Consider the following 21,463-nt stretch of genomic DNA (forward strand, 5'->3'; position numbering starts at 1 on the left):
CACACCGAAAAAGCAGAAAACAGTCAGAAAAGCGTTTGACAGTCTGTGAAGATTCTCTATAATGCACCTCATCAAGCGATGAAGTCGATTTGAAAGGGCGCTTAGCTCAGTTGGTAGAGCGTCTGCCTTACAAGCAGAATGTCGGCGGTTCGATCCCGTCAGCGCCCACCAAGCTTCTTTCAAAGTTGAGACACTTATAGTGCAGCGGTAGTTCAGTTGGTTAGAATACCGGCCTGTCACGCCGGGGGTCGCGGGTTCGAGTCCCGTCCGCTGCGCCACTTTAAGTTCTTGATAAATCGTTTGCCACAATAGCGACATTGTGTAAGTGCAGCGGTAGTTCAGTTGGTTAGAATACCGGCCTGTCACGCCGGGGGTCGCGGGTTCGAGTCCCGTCCGCTGCGCCATTTACATGATAGACCTTTTGAGGGCGCTTAGCTCAGTTGGTAGAGCGTCTGCCTTACAAGCAGAATGTCGGCGGTTCGATCCCGTCAGCGCCCACCAGATTTTTTGTGATGCAGCGGTAGTTCAGTTGGTTAGAATACCGGCCTGTCACGCCGGGGGTCGCGGGTTCGAGTCCCGTCCGCTGCGCCATCCTAAGAATCAAACAGTTTGACCCTTTAAGGGCGCTTAGCTCAGTTGGTAGAGCGTCTGCCTTACAAGCAGAATGTCGGCGGTTCGATCCCGTCAGCGCCCACCATATCTTCTAAAGATATACGCGATGCAGCGGTAGTTCAGTTGGTTAGAATACCGGCCTGTCACGCCGGGGGTCGCGGGTTCGAGTCCCGTCCGCTGCGCCATTTTTCATTCCCTGATGTGGAAAATGTGTTTCAAAATTCAAGACTACGCGCTTCGCTTGTCTTGCATCATAAAATAGCACTGCTATTTTATTCTTCAGGGCGCTTAGCTCAGTTGGTAGAGCGTCTGCCTTACAAGCAGAATGTCGGCGGTTCGATCCCGTCAGCGCCCACCATATCTTTCTTGCCTAAATCCTGAATATTTCATAGAATTCGAAGTCTATAATAATTTGAAGATTTCAGACTATGAGAAATCCATATCAGCGCAAGGCAGCGATCAAATCGCAAAATACCGCCTACGATCCGCTACAAGTTTATAAAAATTTTATTGAAGCTATTGTTGCCCAAGGTGGCATTTTTGCACTTTACCAAGAGGGCTGGGCTTTATGTGCCACGCCGACAGGACAGCGTGCTTTCGCGACCTGGCAAAGCAAAGGTCTGGCCAGACTACTCATTAAAGATAACTGGGCCAATTACCAGATTCAGGAAATTACCCTCAAAGATTTTGTTGAAAAGGTCATTCCTTTCTTACGTCAGGAAAGCACTATTGTGTCATTGGATCTGACACCGGAAGGGCAGAATATTCTGGTCGCGCCTGAAAAACTTTTGCTGGATCTTAAAAATTACCTGTATCAGGTCTATGTACAGAAACCTGAACTATTCAAAAATCCAGCGATTCCTTCGCCAAGGCATATCCGTTTAAATTAATTTAATGCTTAAGTCACTTATTCAGATAGTGAATATTCATTGAGCAACCAGCCACTCAAAAAGGCAAAATATTCTCTTAACCAGGAGTTATAGCGCAGATAAAGAGGAGTGCTGGCACTCAAACTAATCACTTGCGGATAACCTTGGTGTCTGGCAATGGCGCGTGCACGGGGACTATGAAAATCACTGGTTGCAATCGCAATCGGATCATTTTGACTTATATTTTGTTGTTCCAATATTACTTGAGAATACATCAGGTTTTGAGCAGTACTTCTGCTTCGATCTTCAAGTTGAATGGGGTTGATGAGTTCTGGATAGGTAGTGTTAATATAGTGCTGCATGACTTCAGCTTCACTTTGCCTTTCCCGATAATTACGCCCACCTGTCATAATCACTAAAGTATCTGGATAGTGTGCTGCATATTTTGCCGCGGTATCCAGACGGCTTTTTAAGATGGGTGAGGGCTGTCCATTCGTAATCCCGCTGCCTAAAACCAGAATAGCGGCAGGAGGTTGTGTAGATTCATTTGTACGAATAGACATCTGGATATAAGCAAAGAAGATTACGACACTGATCATCCATAGTAGAAATCCGGCCCAGAGGCTATTCCAGAACCAGATTCTAAATCTGGAATGCTGTTTCCAGCGTTGAATGCCTGAAAAGAGCAGAGCATACAGGATCAGTGCTACGCTAATGAAAATTGGCAAAAGAACACCGAAATGTCTTTGTCCCTGACTTATTAACCAGAGGCTGTTTATGCCAAGGATCAAACCAAAGATCAGGCTGAGACTTCGTTTAAGTTGGCTGGATATTTGGATACTCATATTTTTATTAATCTTTTTATCTTTTCTTCTATCTTATTAATAAAAAACCGGGCATGAAGCCCGGTCTTTTATAGATCAGCTGATCTTAATATACATCACGACGATAACGACCATCCAGACGTAATTGATCCACTGTGCTTTCACCGAGAATTTCAATCAGAGCCTGATCGACATCGCTGGCCATGCCATTAATGCTACCACACACATAAATCACGGCGCCTTGAGCGACCCAGAGTTTCAATTCTTCAGCTTGCTCACGCAATTTATGATGCACATAAACTTTTTCCTGCTGGTCACGAGAGAAAGCAAGGTCCAGTCGTTTTAATGTACCCATTTGCAGCCAGGCCTGAATGGTTTCTTCAAAGAAGAAATCATGGGCACGCTGACGTTCACCAAAGATGAGCCAGTTCTGAGTATAGTCCTGACGGTTACGCGCACTCAGCAAGCTCATCAAACCTGCGATCCCCGTACCATTACCAATACAGATAATCGGACGGTTATCTGCAATCAGATGGAAAGATTGATTCTTGCGAATACGCAGGGCAATCGGTGAATTTAGGGCAGTATGCTGTGTTAACCAGCCTGAGCCCAGACCTAACTGGCCTTGTGCATCAGATTGCTGACGCACGACCAGACGTAGCACTTGCTGACTTGGAATACTGGCGATTGAATATTCACGTGTAGCAAGAGTTGGTAATTGCTGTAACAGCTCATCTACTGAATCAAAAGGATCAACCTGAGTCAAATCACGATTCCAAAGTGCCTGTTCGATACTTTGCTTCAGAGAAGGCACTTGTGTACCCGCGGCAATACGGTATTTCTCTATAAATGCACGGATACGTTCAGGGCTGTTTCCTGGCTGGATTTCGGCAATATCACCTGCCTGCCAGACGGCTTCATGCTGTGGAACCAGTTCAATATTGAACGCAGGCGCACCAAGACTGTCTGGATTCAGCAATTCACGTTTGCTCAAAGTCCATTGATCGAAGGTTTTATCGATACCCATATCCTGCAATTCAAACTGGGTCACATGGGCAAGGGCATTGGTCCATTGCTGGATATGCTCATTATTGGCATTATCCACTTCAATGGTCTTGAAGAGCTGCTTGGCACCACTCTGTTGTAACCACTGGTCGATCCGATGACCAAAGCTGCAATAGGTATCAGGATATTCCTGGGAGCCTAGAGCCAAAACTGCATAATTGAGATGATTAAGATCCGCTTTGGCAGACAAAATTTTCTTTTCAAAAGAGGAGGCTAGGTCAGGTGCTTCACCTGTGCCATAAGTACTGGCTACAAATAGAACCTGTTCTGCCTGTTGCAGATCTTCAAGGCTTAGTTGCTGTACTGCTTTAACGCTGACAGGTTGACGTGCTTCCTGTAAGGCAGTAGCTGTGCGCCATGCCAGTTGTTCAGAGACACCCGTTTGTGAAGCATACGCAATCAGCCAAGGCTTGGCATTTGGATCCAGAGGCAGGGCAGTTGCCCCTTGGCGTGCAGCCAGAGTAAGTTTTTTCTGCTTACGACGTTTCAGATAGAGCATCCAGCCGGTCACGAAGAACAATGGCATTAATAATGCAGCAATCATGACCAGGAACTGGTAAATAGGACCAAAAAAGCTGCCACGGTGCACAGGTAACATACTGCTCATGATTTTTTCATTGAGCTTTTTATCTTCATAGAGCTGGACTTCGGTAAATTCAGCACTGCGATAATTATAAGTCGCATTGTTGCGGGCACGTTCATGTTGTGCCACAGGGTCAACAAAACTCAACTGCATTTCACCATCCGGTTTTTTCGGCAGGTTAAATGTCACAGTCGAATATTTACCTGCGAATTGAGTTCTGAAGCCAGTCCAGCTCTGATCCAGCGCACGTAAAATACTTTCTGGACTCATGCCAGCTTCTTCAAGGCTTTCACCACGTTGTCCGCGTTCACCACGAGGTCCACGTTCGCCATCTGGACGACCTTCGGCACGCATTTCACCTTCACCGCGAGGTCCACGTTCACCACCTTGGCGACCTTCACCTCGCATTTCACCATCGCCACGTTGTCCGCGTTCACCACGTGGCCCACCTTCGCCGCGACCGCCATTGGCCTGCATTTCTGGTTGTGGACGTTCTACGCCCAGAACTTTATACATACCATCACGCCACCAGCCATAAGACCAGGTAAGACCGGTACAAGCCAGAATCAGGTAGAAAATTACCACCCAGGTACCCACCACTGCATGCAGATCCCAGATAAAGTTACGGCCTTTCAGTTGCGGCTTCACTGCCAGCCATTGCTTGATCGAATGACGTTTTGGCCAGCGTAAATACAGGCCAGACAAGACGAAAAAGATCAGCATCAGGGTACAGGCACCGGTAATCTGCTTACCGACGGGTCCTACAGTCAAATTACGATGTAGTTGCTGTACAAACTGGAAGAATTCACGGCCTTTAATTTCAGGTAAGACTTCAGCCGTATAGGGGTTGACCATCATGTTATAACCACGACGTGCTCCCTCTTTTACAATATTGACCGTACTGGATGCACTTGGATCCTGTGCCACGGTAATACTGTTAATTTTCATTTCAGGGTTTTGGGTCTGGAAATGTTGATACAGTTGGGCAGGGCTAAGCTTGTCTCGCTCTTGAACCTGTACAGTATAACTGTCGCTATTCATCCATTTTAAGATTTGCGGCTCATAAGAATAAATAGCACCCGTGACTCCCATAATTGAGAGAATCAAACCTGCAGTAATCCCCAGAAACCAGTGGATTTGGAAAAATGTCTTTTTAAACATGATGGTCAGATTTATGGTGGTATGTGTAAAAGTAGGCAAATTATAACTGAAGAATTAGAACAAATTATAGATTATGATGATAATATTTATTCTCATTATCATTTGTGTCGATGAGTTGGATAAAAGGTAGACGTAAAAAAACCTCCATGTCGAAACAGGAGGTCTTTCAAAACCGGGATATATCTTAGATTTCTTTTGGTGCGCCCACTTCTTCTTGCAGATGCTTGCGAATGGTCGCGAAAGAGAAGTTTTTACTGTCTAAACGTTTAGGCAGGATATAAGCACCTTGCTGACCTTTGACTTTAAAATTGATCAGCATGAATTCCGGCGTGTTATACCATTCATAGATGTCTTTCCAGCCAATAGCACCTACACCTTCCTGCATGCCCATTTTTTGGCGCATCACGATACCATGCGGTTGCACGCCCAGACGGATGCCTTTAATTTCCTGTACCGGAAATTCATTCATCTTGCGTTTAACATACCATTCCAGACCGAAAGTACGGATCAGGTAATACAATACTACACAGACAATCGCCACCCAGCAGATGACAGTCGAGTAGTTCTTGATCAGGATAATTCCCAAAATAGATAAGGCAACAATAGCACCCATGATCAGCCAGGCTTTCATGCCAATTTTATTGGTACTACGCCAGATCATCAGCTGAGCATGACGCTGCTCAGCTTCTGAAATTTCATAGTTCACAGGCTGTAAGGTATAAGCGTATAAATTTTTCGCGGTCATAATGAAATTAACAGATTTAAAACTGTAAAAAGTTTAGCATTAATTGTGCTGATTCAGTGAGTATATTGTTCCAAAATCGGCCAAATTATAATGAAGCCAATTCAGTGGCCTGTTCATCACGTTCGTGACTTAAACTTTGCTTTAACTGACTCAATTGCTTCAAGATACTAAACATTAAAGACAGTTGCTGCAAAATGATCAATGGTTTCTGGTCTTCTTCCTGCTGTTGTGACAGACGCTGACGGATATTCTGGATCATATTCTGGGTGCTTAGGTCAGGGACTTCATCATAGAGCAGGGCACCACGAATATTTTCTAGGGCTTGATCCAGCAAGTCCAGCACATCCTGATCCTGAATTTTTTCACGATGCGCACCCAGCGCGGCAATATAACTGATAAAAGTATGATTCAGGCACAGGAACTCGAAAGCCTGTGATTTTTGCACAGGATCAAAATCAGGTTCGGTGGCCAAAGTCGAGATCAGGGAAGCCACTTCAGCATCCGTATTATGGGCTGCACGACGTACTACGCGATAGGTCAGACCATTATTCCGTCCAGATTTATACTGTTCAATCACTTCACTCAAGTAGTCACATTCTGCCTGCAGGCTACGGCTAATGCTGCGCGGCAAGCGACGGAATTTCCAATCCGGGAAGATAAAGCTCACGCCAAACCAGGCAATCGCACAGCCAATCAGGGTATCAATCATACGGGGGATAGCTGCGGCAAAGCCCATACCGTCCAAGTTAAAGTTGATCAGGGCCAGAATGGTAATGAAGGCAGTGGCCTGTGCATACTGTTTACTACGTAATTCAAAGAACAGAATTCCACTCAAAATTAACAGTAATAATTGCCCTTCAACGGAAGGAATGAAGTACAAAATGGCATATCCCAAAAGAATACCTGCCAATGTTCCTACGATGCGTAAACGTAAGCGGCGTTTGGTGGCATTGAAGTTAGGTTGGCTGACAAAAAGCGCAGTTAGTAGAATCCAGTAGCCATATTGAATATCGGTCAGCTGGACAATGATATAACTGATCAGCAGCACAATCGACAGGCGAATAGCATGACGGAACAACACGGATTCAGGCGTCAAATGCTGCTTGACCCGAATCTTGATATCTTCCCAGCCTTTCAGGTCGTCATCTTTGAGCTGGTTTTCAATATGTTTAGCACGATCAAATTTGATATTACGTTCAGTTTCCAGGTTGCGTAACTGCGCATCAATGGATTTCAGATTCTGGAATAAAGCAAATAGGGCATTGATCCAGACCTGATCATACTGCTGTTCTGTACGCAATTTTTCCAGGGACAATCTCAGGTTTTCAAAGGCATGTTTGAAGCGTTTATTATGTTTATAGGTTTTGCGCTGCTGAATGCTTTCACTCAGGTCTTTACAGGCTTTGCCCTGAATCGACAGGATGCGCTGAAAACGGAACAAAACGTCGCTGTGTTCAAAAATCTTGGCCAGTTTCTGATAATCAATATGCGCAGAATCGGCACGCTCGTGAATATCTTGCGCTACAAAATAGTATTGCAGGCTACGACGAGTATCTTTCTGACCCCGGTCACCTTTCAGGCGGGTCAGAAGGACAGTCTTCATTTCATTAAAAATTGAAATCAGTTTGCCATTTTCCAGTGACAGCTCGATCATGCTTTGCTGATAACTTTTTGCCGTCATATCGACATCGAACAGATTCGATTTGGCATACAGGAAATCACCCAATGAGGCATAGCATTTGGCCAGATTATCCTGTGCACGTCGCGCAGGAAACAGTAGAAAGCTCAGGGTCGACAAAAAGCCATACCAGACCGCACCAATCAGCAGCAAGCTTGCCTGCTGATACCATCCATCAAAAAGTTCAACCCCCAGCATGGAATAGACAGAAATCACCAGACAGCCATAGGAAATCGTGGCATAACGCCGGCCGAGAGAGCCAAGCAGAATCAGGACAATACAAGAAACAATGAGGGCAGAAGCAAACAGCAGCGGATAAGGAAATAACAGATAGACTGCCACTGCGGTAATGAAGAAGCCTAAATAGGTATAGAACAGATTCAGGATACGTACGGAAAAGCGGTCATCAATATCGCTTAAACCTGCGGCCACCACTCCAAGGGTGAGTGGAATAGTCATTAACTGCTGTCCCATGAAATAGGGAACAAAGGCAGTGCCTGCAAAAGCGATCAGCATACGCAGGTTATACATCAGGGTCGTGTTATAAGTCGCGTGCTTAAGACGATTGAGCCAAGATTTCAACGGTGATCCTTTCTCTTGCAGTCTTTGCTGCAAAGCTGAATATACATATGAGAAAAAGTATATTTATAACTTTTAATTTCCATGTAAATCATACTATGCGCTATGTTAATTTGTCTGCCTACTGCGCATTAAAATCTTTAATTACATGAACTCCAATACGACAGCACCACGACCTTATGCCATGTCCTGGATTATTTTGCTGGCTTCACTGACTGCACTTGGTCCTTTATCCATTGATATGTATCTCTCTGCCTTGCCAGAAATGGCAGCGGATTTTGGTGTCAGTACCCAGATGGTCTCCAATAGTCTGCCAGCTTATTTCCTTGGACTGGCGGTTGGGCAGTTGCTATATGGCCCGATCAGTGACCGGATTGGACGTAAGCCACCGCTTTATTTTGGATTGAGTCTGTATATTCTGGCCAGCCTGTTATGTATGTTTGCACAGAATGAATGGAGCCTGATTGCAGCACGGGTATTACAAGCCTTAGGAGGATGTGTAGGAGTCGTGGTTGCCCGAGCAACCATTCGTGATCGGCTGGATATGCAGGCGGCTGCCCAGGCCTTTGCCAGCATGATGATTGTAACGACCATTGCACCGATTATTGCGCCAAGTCTCGGCGCATGGGTACTGATGTTCTTTGAGTGGAATATTATTTTCTTGGTGCTGATGGGCTGTGGTTTGTTTAGTCTGGTCTGTGTGCATTTTTTCTTTCAGGAAACCTTGCCCCCGGAACGCCGTCTTAAACTGAATTTGCAACAGGTATTGAGTTTATACCGAACCATTTTTCAGGATGAAAGTTTCAGACGACCGATGCTGGTGGGCTGTTTTTCTGGGGCGGTGATGTTCTGCTATATCAGCGCTTCTTCAGCCATTCTGATGGATCATTATCATCTCACTGAACAGCAGTTTGCTTATGCTTTCGGGGGGAATGCCGTTGGAATCATGCTGTTCTCGACCCTGAATAAGCATCTGGCTCAATATCTTTCAGTATTAAGTCGTTTAAAACTAGGTGCTTCTTTACAGGGAATCGGTGTCCTGGCTTTACTGGTTTTAGGCTATCTGAATATTGAATCTGTTGTCCTAGTTATGGCGGCCTTATTTGTCGTTGTGGCCTCGATTGGTTTTGTGGGACCGAATGCGATGGCGCTGGCCATGGCAGAGCAGGGCGCGCGTGCGGGAACCGCCAGTGCGATCATGGGCAGTATGCAATTTGCCTGCGGTTTGTTGGGTGGGGTTTTGCTGAACTTTATGCTGTGGGATGCTTTATTCAATATGGCCTTGGTAATGGCGATCTTTGTAGTTATAGCCTTTAGATCTGTATTGAAATTAGAACTGCCTAGAGTTAAACAGAAATAAGGAGCTGCAAGAACTCTATATCTCTGTCAGACAATCCAAGCAGCTCAAAGTTGATGCTTGGATCATGGCTTATCAAATCTTATTCATCTACAAAAACGGCAAATTCCTCTACCGGGACACGTGGGGTGATAAAGGTATTTACGATATGGTCTGGATCTGCATAGCCTAGTGACATGCCACAGACCAGCTCTTCATCTTCACCTGCTCCCAGTACATCTAGCACAATGCTATGAAAATGATTCCAGGCAGCCTGCGGACAGGTATCCAGACCACGTGCCTTGGCAGCCAGCATCACGTTTTGAATCATCATGGAAATATCCATTTTTGAACCTACGCCCAAATCTTTATGTAAGGTGAAGAATAGCCCCACTGGTGCATCAAACAGTTCAAAATTACGCAGGTTCTGGCGCGCCATTTTTTCTTTTTCGCCTTTCTGGATATTCAGCAAACCATATAAGCCCCAGCCATTTTCACGGCGTCGGTCGATATAAGGAGAGAACCATTGTTCGGGATAATAGGCAAAGGTTTCTTTATATTGCTCGGCCAGTGCCGGATTCTGGTAAAGCTCCATTTGCGCCTGACAGACACGCTGCACCAGCTCATCACGCTTTTTCCCTGTCAGCACATATACTTTCCATGGCTGGGTATTGGTCCCTGAAGGGGCGCGGCTGGCCACAGTCAAAATGTCTTTGAGCATGCCGGTACTGACCGGCGTATCCAGAAAAGCACGAACCGAATGCCGGGAAGTAATGGTTTGATCTACAGCATGAACGAGGTTTTGATCCATTCTAATTTCCAATCTCATATCCTTAATGATGGTGAACTGACTATAAACCAAACAAACTCTGTCGGGCAGGGGGAATTTTAGTTTCACAGTGAATTATGATGATTAATAAAAATCACATGAATGAGAATGCACTTAAGAGATATAGAAGTTATATAAATAGCCTAAGAAATTTATTGAATGCTTAAACAAAACTCCTTCTAAAAATGCAACCGATATTTTAGATGCTGATATCTTGAGCAATTAACATCGATGGCTGGAACTAAAAGGAAAGTTAAGAACAAAATAGAATGATTAAAATTCAATCTTAAAAATAAAATTAAATATCCGTTTTTACGTTCAATTAATATTTTATTTCGATTAAAATTTGGGGGTAGTAAACTATAAAAAATAAGAAGTTATAATTATTTTTTATATATTCACTAACTATAGTTAATAAAAAACAATAAAACTTTATACAAAGAAACAGCATAATGTGCGACTTTTCAGTTGAATACATGCATTTTGAAGAAATAATGAAGATTGCATGGTCAAGCTCTATTTGAAATATCTTATTGCAAATGACTTGATGAACTCAGTTAGGTTAAAAGCACTCATGCAGCAATTCATGCTGGTTGAGAAGTAAAAAATATAGGCTGGATGTTATCGCTATGAGTTGCACGCTTAGATGAATTTATGCATCTGGCGTAGCTTATGCAATCAGCAAAAGGCTGTTTTTCGCTTTTATAAATCTCTCACTGAATATGATCATCACGATGATATTCATAAGTTTGAAACAGATGCGGAATGCTTTGTTGATTCTAAAGGCGATGGATGAATGAAGTAGATGACAATTACATGGGGTAATGTAAGGTTTTCTTCTGTGGAAATGAATCGCAACACGACTTTTAGAATGACAAAAATTCAGAACCATCTTGGACAAAAAAATTATGGATTTTACTTTTAACGCATTTTATACCCTGATCGCTGCAGTAATTGTGCTATTACTGGGCCGGTTTCTGGTAGATAAAATCGATTTTCTAAAACGTTACAACATTCCTGAACCTGTCGCAGGTGGTTTGGTTGCAGCGGTTATCTCTCTGCTGGTTCATTCGTTCTGGGGCTACAGCATTACCACGAGCGCGGAACTGCAAACCAGTTTTATGCTGATTTTCTTTGCTTCGATCGGTCTGAGTGCGAACTTCGCTAAATTACGCGAAGGCGGGATCGGACTGGTGATCTTCCTGGTTGCCATCTCAACATTTATTGCCCTACAAAATGCAGTGGGTATGGGCTTGGCAAGTTTACTGGGTATTGATCCTCTGATCGGTCTGATTGCCGGTTCGATTACCTTGACTGGTGGACACGGTACTGCTGGCGCCTGGGGTGAAATTATGGAAGTTGAGCATGGTATTCAGGGGGCTTTGGCGCTCGGTATGGCAAGTGCGACCTTCGGTCTGATTATTGGGGGAATTATCGGTGGGCCTTTGGCGAAACTGTTGATTAACCGTCATAATCTTGCTGTGGCACGTACCGATCAGCAGATCGAAAAACGTGACAACACGCCAATGGACAGCACGACAGATGAATATGTGCAATTTGAATATCCACATCGTGTCCGTCTGATCACTGCCGATAATGCCATTACCACACTTGGTCTGTTTGCAGGCTGTCTAGCATTTGCGGAGCTGATGACTGGCTTCAGTAAAGATACAGTATTTGAACTGCCAACATTTGTATGGGCACTGGCAGGCGGCGTGATTCTGCGTAACGTGCTGGAAGGTATCCTGAAAATCCAGATCTTCGACCGTGCGATTGATGTGTTTGGTAATGCTTCATTGTCGCTTTATCTGGCCATGGCGTTGCTGTCATTAAAACTATGGCAACTGGCGGATCTTGCAGGACCATTGATGGTGATTCTCGGTGCACAGACCTTGACCATGGCTTTATATGCAGCATTTGTCACTTTCCGGGTAATGGGCAAAAACTATGATGCCGCAGTACTGGCTGCAGGTCACTGTGGTTTCGGGATGGGTGCAACCCCAACGGCAGTCGCCAATATGCAGGCGATTACCAATATGTATGGTGCATCGCATAAAGCTTTCCTGATCGTTCCATTATGTGGTGCTTTCTTCGTTGACTTGATTAATGCCACGATCATCCAGATGATCTTGAAATTTTTCGTCTAATTTTAGGCTTGATAATGAGTCATAAGCTCATAAGGATATGACATGAATGATCAGCTAAATGAAACCTTACTGGGCTGGGTTGATGCCTTAAATGGTCCACTCTGGGACTTTTTAGTGGTGTTCCTGGTCGCTGTTGGTATTTGCTATACGATCATGACCGGTGCAGTACAGATCCGTTTATTCTGGCACAGTATCAAAGTCATGAAACGCAGCCGTAGCAAGGTCGATGATGACCATGGTATTACGCCGTTTCAGGCCTTTGTTACAGGCCTGGCCAGCCGGGTCGGTGTGGGTAATGTTGCAGGCGTCGCCATTGCGATTGCTGTCGGTGGTCCAGGTGCTGTGTTCTGGATGTGGTTTACTGCATTTCTGGGAATGAGTTCTGCTTTTGTAGAATCCTCATTAGCACAGTTATTTAAAGTTCGTGATAACAAGAACCAGCAATTCCGCGGTGGACCTGCCTATTACATCACTCAGGGTCTTAAACAGAAATGGCTGGGAATTGTCTTTGCAATTGCGCTGATTACGACTTACGGCTTTGTGTTCAATGCCGTGCAGGCCAATGCGATTACTGGTGCAACCTCACATGCCTGGGGCTGGAATGAAGCCAATCTGATGTTGCCATTAGGTGGTTTCGATCTGGAAGTTTCCTGGATTGGTCTGGTCTTGGTCTTGATTACGGCCATGATTATTTTTGGCGGGATCAAACGGATTGCAAAAGTTGCTGAAGGGGTGGTCCCTTTCATGGCAGTTCTTTATCTGGGTGTAGCTTTATATATCGCCGTCATCAATTACGATATGTTGCCGTCTATTTTTCAGCTGATCTTTAGCAAAGCATTTGAGTTTGAAGCAGCTGCAGGCGGTTTCTTCGGTGCCATGATCTCGATGGCCATGATGATGGGGATTAAGCGCGGTTTATTTTCGAATGAAGCGGGGATGGGTTCAGCACCGAATGCGGCGGCTGCCTCTGACGTGAAACATCCGGTGAATCAGGGTCTGGTTCAAATGCTTGGCGTATTTGTAGATACCTTCGTTGTGTGTTCATGTACCGCTATCGTGATTCTGGTTTCTGGCCTATATGAAAATGCCGGTTTTGAAGGCGTGACCTTGACCCAGATGGCGCTTGAAAGCCAGATTGGTGCTTGGGGCGATGACTTCCTGGCCTTGATTCTGTTCCTGTTTGCCTATTCTTCTATCATTGGTAACTATGCCTATGCAGAAGGAAATATTCAGTTCATCAATAATAACAGCAAGGTCATGTTTATTTTCCGGTTGCTGGTATTGTTTATGGTGTATTTCGGCTCGATTGCTAGTGTGCCGTTGATCTGGAATATGGCGGACCTGTTCATGGGTGTCATGGCCAGTATTAACCTGATTGCGATTGTGCTGCTGATGCCATTTATTTTGATGCTGCTCAAGGACTATACCGGTCAGCTGAAACGTGGCATCGAGCAACCAGAGTTTAAGCTCGATGATCATCCGAAATTTAAAGATAAAGTTAAATCAGATATCTGGTAAGACTTGAGCAAAAGCCCCGACTGGTTCGGGGCTTTTTTATGGGTTTAAATGGTTAGAATGACACAAAATTAAGATAGCTTTGATATAGGATAAATCCGGCAATCAGGCTGAACCAGACTGGTAATTTCGAGCGTAACAGTAGAATCATCACGATGACAAAAACCAGATCAGACCAGAAACGAAAATATGCCTGAGAGAGATCAATCAGCAAATATAAAAGTAGTCCGACCACTGCCGCATTAATCCCGCTTACCGCCTGAAAAATAATACGTTGCTGCATTAACCATGACCAATAAGGCAAAGTAGCAAAAATCAGAAAAAACGAAGGCAGGAAAATGGCACAGGTTGCTAACAGTGCATTAATCCAGGATGAACCTGTCCAAGGCAACAGAGCACCGACATAGCTGGAAAAACTAAATAATGGACCCGGCATCAATTGGGCAAATGCATAACCTAGATCGAAAGATTGGGGCGAAAGTAAATTGGTCGCCACAAAGTCCTGATGCAGCAAAGGCAGAATGACATGCCCGCCACCAAAGACCAATGAGCCAGTTTGATAGAAATCAGCAAAAAATGCGAGTTCAGGCCAAGAACCAGATTTGACTAGTATAGGAATCAGAAAAAATGGTAATAAAAATGCGATGAACCAGTAAGGTGCATGACGTGGCCGAATATAGCTTGAGTGAATGGTAGATGAATTTGAAGCAGGCTTATTTTCCTGAGGAGAATTGGAAAATTTTGCCATTATGAGGCCAAAAACTGCCCCTAAAATAATGACCAGTAGCTGGTTCAAACTGATACTAATGAAGCTCAGAATCAGGACGGAAATGAAGACCAGTACATATTGCCAGATGCTCTTGCAGAAGCTATTGAGCATTTGCCAGAATGCCCAGACGATTACAGAAAAAACGATCAATTGAATGCTATGAAAGCTGTTTGAGTTTAGAATATGGAAATAGTACTGACCAAGTACGGCGATCAAGCTCATCAAAAGCGCTGAAGGTAAGGTAAACCCAAGCCAGGCCATGAATGCTCCAGCATAACCCCTTTGCAGATAGCCAATTGAAAGGCCTACCTGGCTGCTGCTTGGGCCGGGCAAAAGCTGCGCTAATGCAACCAGCTGACCATATTGTGTCGCATTTAACCACTGTAACTGGTCGACAAATTTACGGTGAAAAAACACCAGATGCGCTGCCGGTCCACCGAATGCCATACAGCCCAGTTGCAGGAAAGTGAGAAAGATCCGGTACAGTGAAGGTGTATTCATACAGTGGCTGAAAATTGAAAGACATTAGTGCAACTGTATGACAGTTTTACGAAATTCTACAGATTATTTAAGCATGTGTTTATACACTATGCTGCTTTAACAAAATGAGGACGTGCTCTGCATGCAGAAATATGTACTGAGTATATTGGCGATGACAATGGTAGGTTTGAGCGGCTGCCAAACGACATCCGGTTTTAATCCATCTAACTCTAGTCATATCAAATCTGCCAGTTCAGTAGCAGAAGCCCAGGCACGTCCAAACCAGATCAATTTCCGCAAGATCAAGCAAACAGAAAACCGTCCGGTGATTGCACTCGTTCTTGGCAGTGGCGGTGCGCGTGGCTATGCGCATATCGGTGCAATTGAAGTATTGGAGCAGGCAGGCATACAACCTGACTTTATTGTGGGAACCAGTGCTGGCAGTATCGTAGGTTCCATTTATGCCAGTGGTAAACCAGCGATTGAACTGCGTAATATTGCATTAAGCATGAAAGCCACTGATGTTCGCGACATCAAGCTAGACCGCAAAGGCTTTTTTGATGGCAAAAAAGTTGAAAATTATGTGAATTTACAGGTTGATCAGACGCCTCTGCAAGCCATGAAAATCCCGATGTTTGTGGTAGCCACAGCCTTGAAAGAGGGCAAGCGCGTAGTTTTTAATTATGGTAATACCGGTCAGGCAGTGCGTGCATCCGTTTCTATTCCAAGCATGTTTATTCCGACTGTTATCCAGAAAAAGGAATATGTGGATGGAGGGCTGGTCAGTCCGGTGCCGGTCAAAGTGGCTCGTGAGTTGGGCGCTGATATTGTGATTGCTGTCGATATTCTGGCACAGCCGATCCATACCGAAACCACCAATGTCTGGGGCCTATTCAACCAGAACATCAATATCATGCAGCAACGTCTAGCTTCTGAGGAACTGCAATACGCCGATGTAGTGATTCAACCAGACTTACGCGAAAAAGGTCATATCTTTGACGTGCGTGGCAGGGAGTTGACCATGGATGCTGGGATTGAGGCGGCTAAACTCAAGCTACCAGAAATTGCTCAGGTCTATCAGAAGCATAATTATAGTCAAGGTCATCAGATTCCATTGCTCTTGGCTCAGCAACAATAGTTTGTTCTAAGATTTTGAATAAAGTATTTATTTTTCAAATAGATGTATAAAGATATTCACCACTTTCCTCATATAGGTGAAAAGCGGCTCATTTTTGCTCATCGTTTTTAGAGATGAGCTGATGTTTTCTACCTATTGAAAGTCACTTAAAGCCCAAGTTTTAATGGGAAATAAATCTTTGAATTATAAAAATATAGTGATTTTATGAAAATATTTTAAGGCTATTTTTTGATTTTAACAAAATTATTCACAGACTTAAGTTAAACAACTGTTCAAAAGCTTAGAAGATCATGACAGAATAAAAATCGACAGATTAATAAATGTAAAAGCCATATGAATCACATCGAAATTGGCCAGCAAGTCACATTAGCTCAGTTTGAAAATACGATTTTTACTGTAACTAAAGTTCATCCCGATGGTTCTTTTACCGTTGAAACTATATTGCATGGCCAGCAGACTTTAAGTTATGAGAATGTGGCGCGAGAAATGTTGAGGCAGGTGCCTGCTTAATTCGAGGTTATTTTTTGTTAATACATGCAGTTTTCTTAAACCGAGTTCTGCATGCTTAATAGAAAATTTCTTCATTGCAGTGCATTGATTCAAGAAAATACTTTAGGGTCTGTTGAGAATTACCGAGAGTTAATTAAACTCGCGCACAATTGAATCATGGCTTCAAAACTCGTATCTGTTTTACAACTACGCATCGCTATACGTTTAAATTCTTTTAACTTACAGAAATAGTTTTCAATGAGATGACGCCATTTATACATAATCGTATCAAAGGCTCTCATTACTTTTCGATTAGATTTGGGTGGGATCACCACTTTCACTTTACGTTCATTGAGTTCTTGGATGAGCCAATCTGCATCAAATGCTTTATCCGCTAGTAATGCTTGAAAATCAACATCTTCAATTAAAGGTTTGGTTTCTACTAAATCGTGATATTGACCAGGCATTAATCGAAACTTAATGAGGTTGCCTAGACTATCCACTAAGGCAAGAATTTTACAGGTCATTCCACCTCGAGATTTACCTATAGACTGTTTGAAAGTCCCCCTTTTGCACCTTGCCCATGTCGATGAACTTTAACAATCGTTCCATCAATCATGGCGTATTCCAAATCAACATCTTCATTTACAGATGCAAAAATAGTTTCAAATACACCAGCTTTCACCCAATCACGGTATCTTTTAAAGACGGTATTCCATTTACCAAAATGAGCAGGTAGATCACGCCATGGACTGCCTGTACGGGCAATCCATAGGACTGCTTCTAAAAATAATCGATTATCTTTTCCACTACGACCTCGATCGGTCACTTTACCTAGGCAAAAAGGTTCCATTTTTGCCCATTGGGCATCAGTAAGTATGTATCTATCCATAGTACTATTATAAATTAATCAGTAGCCTTTGTTAATTCTCAACAAGCCCTAGTGGATAAATTCCTGTTTATTTTATAGTTACTGAAAATAACTTTCTGATGATTTCTATGGATCCTCAGAGGAATATCTTTTTTTTTGTATGGAGAAAAATTTCATATCAAGAATTATGATGTTTTATTTGCCGAATTGAACATTTTATTTAGGCCAAAAACGCTATAATAATGGTCTATATCATTGTCATTCAAAGAGTTCAGAGAAAACGATGGCCCCTTTAGATCAAATTGCAACAGCATCGGATGACCAGTCAGAGTTAACGATGTCGGTCCTTATGACGCCAGATATGGCGAACTTTTCAGGAAATGTACATGGTGGAACAATTCTGAAATTATTGGACCAGGTTGCTTATGCTTGTGCGAGTCGCTATTCGGGTAGTTATGTCGTAACCCTGTCTGTGGACAAAGTAAATTTCAAAGAACCGATTCATGTGGGTGAGCTGGTGACTTTCCTGGCAAGTGTGAACCATGTAGGTCGTACTTCAATGGAAATTGGCATTCGTGTAGAAGCGCAAAATATTCAGAAACGTACTGTACGCCATACCAATAGTTGCTACTTCACGATGGTCGCTGTTGATGAAAATGGTAAGCCTAAACAGATTCCACCGCTGAATCTGGACAATGACTGGAAACGTTGCCGTTTTGAAGCAGCTGAACAACGTAAAGTTGCCCGTCTGCAGGAAAATCATCATCCTTCATGCAGTATCTATAAAAAATCAGCGCATAGCTAAGAACTAAACTTAATTTGCTTATTAAAAAGACCTTCAATGAGAGGTCTTTTTTTTGCCTATAAAATTCATTTAACTCTGGCTTAAGCTTGTTTTTTAATCTACTATGAAACGATACGTATCGTTTTGTTTTTTTGGTTTTAAGCATGAGTGAAGAAGAAAAATGTTCACGGCGCCAGCACAGTATTCTACAGGCGGTTTCGGATGCACTGGCAGAAGGTGAATATCATCAGCTAACGATTGAAGATGTGGCTGCACGGGCAGGGGTTGGCAAATCTACGATTTACCGCTGGTGGAAACATAAATCTGAACTGGTACTAGATGCGTTTAAGCAGCGCACAGCAGGGGTATTTGAACTGGATGCTTCACAAAGCTTGCGCAGCAATCTGGTTCAACAGCTAACTCTGCTGGTTCTGGCGCTTAATCATCCGGTAGGCCGAGCTTTGCTGGTCGTTATGGCCAATCATCGGGAGCTGGCTGCAGACTTTTTTCAGCAGTATCTATTACCACGTCGAAAACAAACCCACCAATTGATTCAACAGGCCATCGAGCGTGGGGAATTACGTGCGGATTATCCTTTTGATCTGATGCTGGACACCTTATACGGGCCGATTCATTACCAGATCATTTTCTTCAACCGCATGCCGGATGATCAATATATCCAGAATCTGGTAGATCTGGCCTTAAGCCCAGCTTTGATTTCTCCCTGAGTTTAGTCAGTTCTTAAATTTGTTTTTAAAAGTTGCGTGTTATGTCTGCTAGTCCTGAGCGCTTATGGAATCGCTCCTTTATTCTGTGTTTATTGAACAATCTGTTCCTGTTTGTCTATTACTTTGCCTTACTGACCATTCTGCCGGTTTATATCATGAAAGATCTGGGCGGATCAGTCAAAGAAGCAGGTTTAGCTTTGACCCTGTTCTTAGTTTCCTCCATCGCTGTTCGACCTTTTTCTGGCATGATCATCGAGAAACTCGGCAAGAAATTGGCAATGCGCGGAGCCGGAGTTATTTTTGCCTTATTTTCCTTTGGTTATCTGCTGGTCGATAGCATGTGGTCATTATTGGCAGTGCGTTTCTTACATGGGATCTGGTTCAGCATCCTGACGACGGTCACCGTTCCCGTTGCAAATGAGTTTATTCCGGAATCTCGTAAGGGTGAGGGCATGGGCTATTTTGTCATGTCGACTAATCTGGGTGTGGTATTTGGTCCATTACTGGCCTTAACCGTAGTTCAGTTCACCAGCTTTAAAGTGCTGTTTGGCTTGCTTGCCGTGATTATCTCTATCGGCTTGATCTTTTCCTTCATGCTGAAAATTACCGAATTAGCAAAACCTCAAGCTACAGTGGTCGAAAAATCAAAATTCAGCCTGCATGACATTATTGAAGTCAAAGTGCTGGCGGTGAGTTTTGTGGCACTGCTCACGGCTTTTGCTTACTCCAGTATCATGAGTTTTATCACGCCCTTTAGTGAAACCAAGCAACTACTGGCTTATACCGGCATCTTCTTTATTGTTTTTGCGGCCTCAATGTTGTTGGTACGGCCTTGGGTGGGCAAAATTTACGACCGTAAAGGACCAAGTGCAGTTATCTATCCTTCCTTTATTTTCTTTGCGATTGGCATGATGATTGTCAGTGTCATGTCCAGCCAATGGACTATGTGGTTGTCTGCGGTATTTATCGGAATTGGTTACGGTTCATTATTTCCATGTTTACAAACTCTAGCGATTCAATCTGTCGAAAAACAGCGTATGGGCTATGCAATTTCTACCTTTTTTACCCTGTTTGATATTGGACTGGCAGTGGGTTCAGTAGTGATGGGTATGATCATTGCGCAATACGGTTTTGAAAAGACCTATATGTTCTGTGCAGTGATGGTGATTTTCACTTTATTGATCTACCGTCAATATGTGGCCAGGAAGCGACCTTCGATTTCAGCATCCTTACCGGAAGAATAAAATGGAATTAAGACATTTACGCTATTTTGTTACAGTGGCTGAAGAGCTGAATTTCACTCGGGCAGCTGAAAAACTGAATACTGTTCAGCCTTCACTCAGTCAGCAGATTAAGGATCTGGAGCGTGAAGTGGATGCGCAATTGCTGGAGCGGAATAACCGCAAGGTTGAGCTGACCGAGGCTGGACAGGCTTTTTTAAAGGAAGCTCTGTTGAGCTTAGAACATGCGGAACGTGCCGTGCAGGCAGCCCGTCAGATCGCCCATGCACATAAGGGTCAGCTGAATATCGGCTTCGTACCGGTCGCGGAAATGAAAATTTTTCCTTATATCATGCCGAATATCCGTGCACATTTTCCTGAACTGAAAGCACTGTTTCATAGCCTGACCGATGCAGAACAGTTTAGCGCGCTGAGACAGGGCAGTATTGATATTGCCTTTACCCGCTACCGAGATCAGTCGGATGAGTTTGAGTCCGTTCAGATTTTTGATGAGCCACTGACGCTGATTGTGCCGAAAAATTCTCCGGTCGCAGAAATGCCCTATGTCAGCATCAAGAAGTTTGAAAATCAGGACTTTGTGATTAGTGATGAGCAGGCTTCACCACAGCTGCATAAGATTATTGATGATTTTTTTAGGCAATCGAAACTGAACGTGAATGTGGTGCAGTATTCCACCAATATTCTGCTGAATGTCAATCTGGTCGGCATGGGGGTTGGCTGGAGTCTGGTACCAGCCTATGTGATTCCTTTACTCGGCGATAATATTGTGGTGAAGAAAACGCTGGAACCTTTACCGATGATTGCTCTCTATGTCAGTTACCGTAAAAATAACCAGCATCCTGCGATTGAACTGATTCTGAAAGTGCTTAAAGAAAAGTTTTGTGTAGACCTTTTTAAGTAAATTATTGATCTTCCATAAATGAAATGTGCTACAGAAATGATCTGTAGCACATGCTTTTTAATCGCAGAGGAAAATCGCTTTATACTGAAATTCAAAAAATAAGAAATCGGTTGAAGCAG

The 21,463-nt window shown here is 43.6% G+C and carries 17 protein-coding genes and 8 tRNA genes; 18 read left to right on the plus strand and 7 right to left on the minus strand.

What is annotated here, in order from left to right; translation table 11 throughout:
* The first annotated feature begins 95 nt into the window (after positions 1-95).
* The 9 genes from FTV18_RS03555 to FTV18_RS03595 all read left to right on the plus strand — a co-directional run bounded on the left by FTV18_RS03555 (position 96) and on the right by FTV18_RS03595 (position 1,502).
* A tRNA-Val gene (locus tag FTV18_RS03555) sits at positions 96-171 on the plus strand.
* Between the two features lie 30 nt (positions 172-201).
* A tRNA-Asp gene (locus FTV18_RS03560) sits at positions 202-278 on the plus strand.
* A 49-nt stretch (positions 279-327) separates the two neighbouring features.
* Positions 328-404, plus strand: a tRNA-Asp gene (locus tag FTV18_RS03565).
* 21 nt (positions 405-425) lie between these two features.
* A tRNA-Val gene (locus FTV18_RS03570) sits at positions 426-501 on the plus strand.
* Positions 502-514: 13 nt separating this feature from the next.
* Positions 515-591: transfer RNA gene (locus tag FTV18_RS03575), tRNA-Asp, on the plus strand.
* Positions 592-621: 30 nt separating this feature from the next.
* Positions 622-697, plus strand: a tRNA-Val gene (locus FTV18_RS03580).
* A 23-nt stretch (positions 698-720) separates the two neighbouring features.
* Positions 721-797: transfer RNA gene (locus tag FTV18_RS03585), tRNA-Asp, on the plus strand.
* 97 nt (positions 798-894) lie between these two features.
* Positions 895-970 (plus strand) — tRNA-Val (locus tag FTV18_RS03590).
* Between the two features lie 70 nt (positions 971-1,040).
* The gene (locus FTV18_RS03595; RefSeq protein WP_004784968.1) at positions 1,041-1,502 is read left to right on the plus strand and encodes a DUF2750 domain-containing protein; all 462 of its coding nucleotides are present in this window, start codon (positions 1,041-1,043) and stop codon (positions 1,500-1,502) included.
* A gap of 17 nt (positions 1,503-1,519) precedes the next feature.
* Here FTV18_RS03595 and FTV18_RS03600 read toward each other — a convergent pair whose 3' ends face one another.
* The 4 genes from FTV18_RS03600 to yccS all read right to left on the minus strand — a co-directional run bounded on the left by FTV18_RS03600 (position 1,520) and on the right by yccS (position 8,119).
* On the minus strand, positions 1,520-2,314 hold the full coding sequence (locus FTV18_RS03600; RefSeq protein ID WP_180012021.1) for a YdcF family protein: 795 nt from the start codon (positions 2,312-2,314) through the stop codon (positions 1,520-1,522).
* Between the two features lie 97 nt (positions 2,315-2,411).
* On the minus strand, positions 2,412-5,114 hold the full coding sequence (locus tag FTV18_RS03605; RefSeq protein ID WP_180011982.1) for a sulfite reductase flavoprotein subunit alpha: 2,703 nt from the start codon (positions 5,112-5,114) through the stop codon (positions 2,412-2,414).
* 184 nt (positions 5,115-5,298) lie between these two features.
* On the minus strand, positions 5,299-5,859 hold the full coding sequence (locus FTV18_RS03610) for a YcxB family protein (protein ID WP_004784963.1): 561 nt from the start codon (positions 5,857-5,859) through the stop codon (positions 5,299-5,301).
* Between the two features lie 85 nt (positions 5,860-5,944).
* The gene (gene yccS, locus FTV18_RS03615) at positions 5,945-8,119 is read right to left on the minus strand and encodes a YccS family putative transporter (RefSeq protein WP_180011980.1); all 2,175 of its coding nucleotides are present in this window, start codon (positions 8,117-8,119) and stop codon (positions 5,945-5,947) included.
* A 145-nt stretch (positions 8,120-8,264) separates the two neighbouring features.
* Between yccS and FTV18_RS03620 the strand changes: the two genes are divergently transcribed.
* Complete coding sequence (locus FTV18_RS03620; protein ID WP_159123380.1) at positions 8,265-9,476, plus strand: multidrug effflux MFS transporter; 1,212 nt, start codon at positions 8,265-8,267, stop codon at positions 9,474-9,476.
* 79 nt (positions 9,477-9,555) lie between these two features.
* Here FTV18_RS03620 and FTV18_RS03625 read toward each other — a convergent pair whose 3' ends face one another.
* Entirely contained in the window at positions 9,556-10,263 is a 708-nt protein-coding gene (locus tag FTV18_RS03625) for a nitroreductase (RefSeq protein WP_180014575.1), read from the minus strand.
* Positions 10,264-11,189: 926 nt separating this feature from the next.
* On the opposite strand from FTV18_RS03625, the gene gltS reads away from it, so the two are divergent.
* Both gltS and FTV18_RS03635 read left to right on the plus strand, forming a co-directional pair.
* Positions 11,190-12,428: a sodium/glutamate symporter gene (gene gltS / locus FTV18_RS03630; RefSeq protein WP_004784955.1), complete on the plus strand. Its 1,239-nt coding sequence runs from the start codon at positions 11,190-11,192 to the stop codon at positions 12,426-12,428.
* Positions 12,429-12,470: 42 nt separating this feature from the next.
* Entirely contained in the window at positions 12,471-13,946 is a 1,476-nt protein-coding gene (locus FTV18_RS03635; protein ID WP_180011976.1) for a sodium:alanine symporter family protein, read from the plus strand.
* Positions 13,947-13,998: 52 nt separating this feature from the next.
* Here the strand turns inward: FTV18_RS03635 and chrA are convergent, their stop codons facing one another.
* Positions 13,999-15,213 (minus strand): chromate efflux transporter, encoded by a 1,215-nt coding sequence (chrA, locus tag FTV18_RS03640; RefSeq protein WP_180011974.1) that lies wholly within the window; start codon positions 15,211-15,213, stop codon positions 13,999-14,001.
* Positions 15,214-15,334: 121 nt separating this feature from the next.
* Between chrA and FTV18_RS03645 the strand changes: the two genes are divergently transcribed.
* Positions 15,335-16,330 (plus strand): patatin-like phospholipase family protein, encoded by a 996-nt coding sequence (locus FTV18_RS03645; protein ID WP_159123384.1) that lies wholly within the window; start codon positions 15,335-15,337, stop codon positions 16,328-16,330.
* A gap of 333 nt (positions 16,331-16,663) precedes the next feature.
* On the plus strand, positions 16,664-16,840 hold the full coding sequence (locus FTV18_RS03650) for a hypothetical protein (protein WP_162835329.1): 177 nt from the start codon (positions 16,664-16,666) through the stop codon (positions 16,838-16,840).
* Between the two features lie 119 nt (positions 16,841-16,959).
* Here FTV18_RS03650 and FTV18_RS03655 read toward each other — a convergent pair.
* Positions 16,960-17,711 (minus strand): IS5 family transposase gene (locus FTV18_RS03655; RefSeq protein WP_103270875.1). Its coding sequence is split into 2 segments (ribosomal slippage): positions 16,960-17,375 and positions 17,375-17,711, totalling 753 coding nucleotides; the frame shifts between segments, so codons are not numbered across the junction.
* Positions 17,712-17,973: 262 nt separating this feature from the next.
* Between FTV18_RS03655 and FTV18_RS03660 the strand changes: the two genes are divergently transcribed.
* The 4 genes from FTV18_RS03660 to FTV18_RS03675 all read left to right on the plus strand — a co-directional run bounded on the left by FTV18_RS03660 (position 17,974) and on the right by FTV18_RS03675 (position 21,344).
* Entirely contained in the window at positions 17,974-18,495 is a 522-nt protein-coding gene (locus tag FTV18_RS03660) for an acyl-CoA thioesterase (protein WP_004784949.1), read from the plus strand.
* A gap of 143 nt (positions 18,496-18,638) precedes the next feature.
* Complete coding sequence (locus FTV18_RS03665; RefSeq protein WP_180010560.1) at positions 18,639-19,202, plus strand: TetR/AcrR family transcriptional regulator; 564 nt, start codon at positions 18,639-18,641, stop codon at positions 19,200-19,202.
* A gap of 41 nt (positions 19,203-19,243) precedes the next feature.
* The gene (locus tag FTV18_RS03670) at positions 19,244-20,446 is read left to right on the plus strand and encodes an MFS transporter (RefSeq protein ID WP_180010562.1); all 1,203 of its coding nucleotides are present in this window, start codon (positions 19,244-19,246) and stop codon (positions 20,444-20,446) included.
* A gap of 1 nt (position 20,447) precedes the next feature.
* Positions 20,448-21,344 (plus strand): LysR substrate-binding domain-containing protein, encoded by an 897-nt coding sequence (locus FTV18_RS03675; RefSeq protein ID WP_159123387.1) that lies wholly within the window; start codon positions 20,448-20,450, stop codon positions 21,342-21,344.
* The last annotated feature ends 119 nt before the right edge of the window (positions 21,345-21,463 follow it).

Source organism: Acinetobacter sp. YH12241, from assembly GCF_013417535.1.
GTDB lineage: Bacteria > Pseudomonadota > Gammaproteobacteria > Pseudomonadales > Moraxellaceae > Acinetobacter.

Coding starts and splice junctions, on each gene's coding strand:
- FTV18_RS03595 (WP_004784968.1), top strand. CDS start 1,041: ATGAGAAATCCATATCAGCGCAAGGCAGCGATCAAATCGCAAAATACC.
- FTV18_RS03605 (WP_180011982.1), bottom strand. CDS start 5,114: ATGTTTAAAAAGACATTTTTCCAAATCCACTGGTTTCTGGGGATTACT.
- FTV18_RS03610 (WP_004784963.1), bottom strand. CDS start 5,859: ATGACCGCGAAAAATTTATACGCTTATACCTTACAGCCTGTGAACTAT.
- FTV18_RS03620 (WP_159123380.1), top strand. CDS start 8,265: ATGAACTCCAATACGACAGCACCACGACCTTATGCCATGTCCTGGATT.
- FTV18_RS03625 (WP_180014575.1), bottom strand. CDS start 10,263: ATGGATCAAAACCTCGTTCATGCTGTAGATCAAACCATTACTTCCCGG.
- gltS (WP_004784955.1), top strand. CDS start 11,190: ATGGATTTTACTTTTAACGCATTTTATACCCTGATCGCTGCAGTAATT.
- FTV18_RS03635 (WP_180011976.1), top strand. CDS start 12,471: ATGAATGATCAGCTAAATGAAACCTTACTGGGCTGGGTTGATGCCTTA.
- chrA (WP_180011974.1), bottom strand. CDS start 15,213: ATGAATACACCTTCACTGTACCGGATCTTTCTCACTTTCCTGCAACTG.
- FTV18_RS03645 (WP_159123384.1), top strand. CDS start 15,335: ATGCAGAAATATGTACTGAGTATATTGGCGATGACAATGGTAGGTTTG.
- FTV18_RS03650 (WP_162835329.1), top strand. CDS start 16,664: ATGAATCACATCGAAATTGGCCAGCAAGTCACATTAGCTCAGTTTGAA.
- FTV18_RS03660 (WP_004784949.1), top strand. CDS start 17,974: ATGGCCCCTTTAGATCAAATTGCAACAGCATCGGATGACCAGTCAGAG.
- FTV18_RS03665 (WP_180010560.1), top strand. CDS start 18,639: ATGAGTGAAGAAGAAAAATGTTCACGGCGCCAGCACAGTATTCTACAG.
- FTV18_RS03670 (WP_180010562.1), top strand. CDS start 19,244: ATGTCTGCTAGTCCTGAGCGCTTATGGAATCGCTCCTTTATTCTGTGT.
- FTV18_RS03675 (WP_159123387.1), top strand. CDS start 20,448: ATGGAATTAAGACATTTACGCTATTTTGTTACAGTGGCTGAAGAGCTG.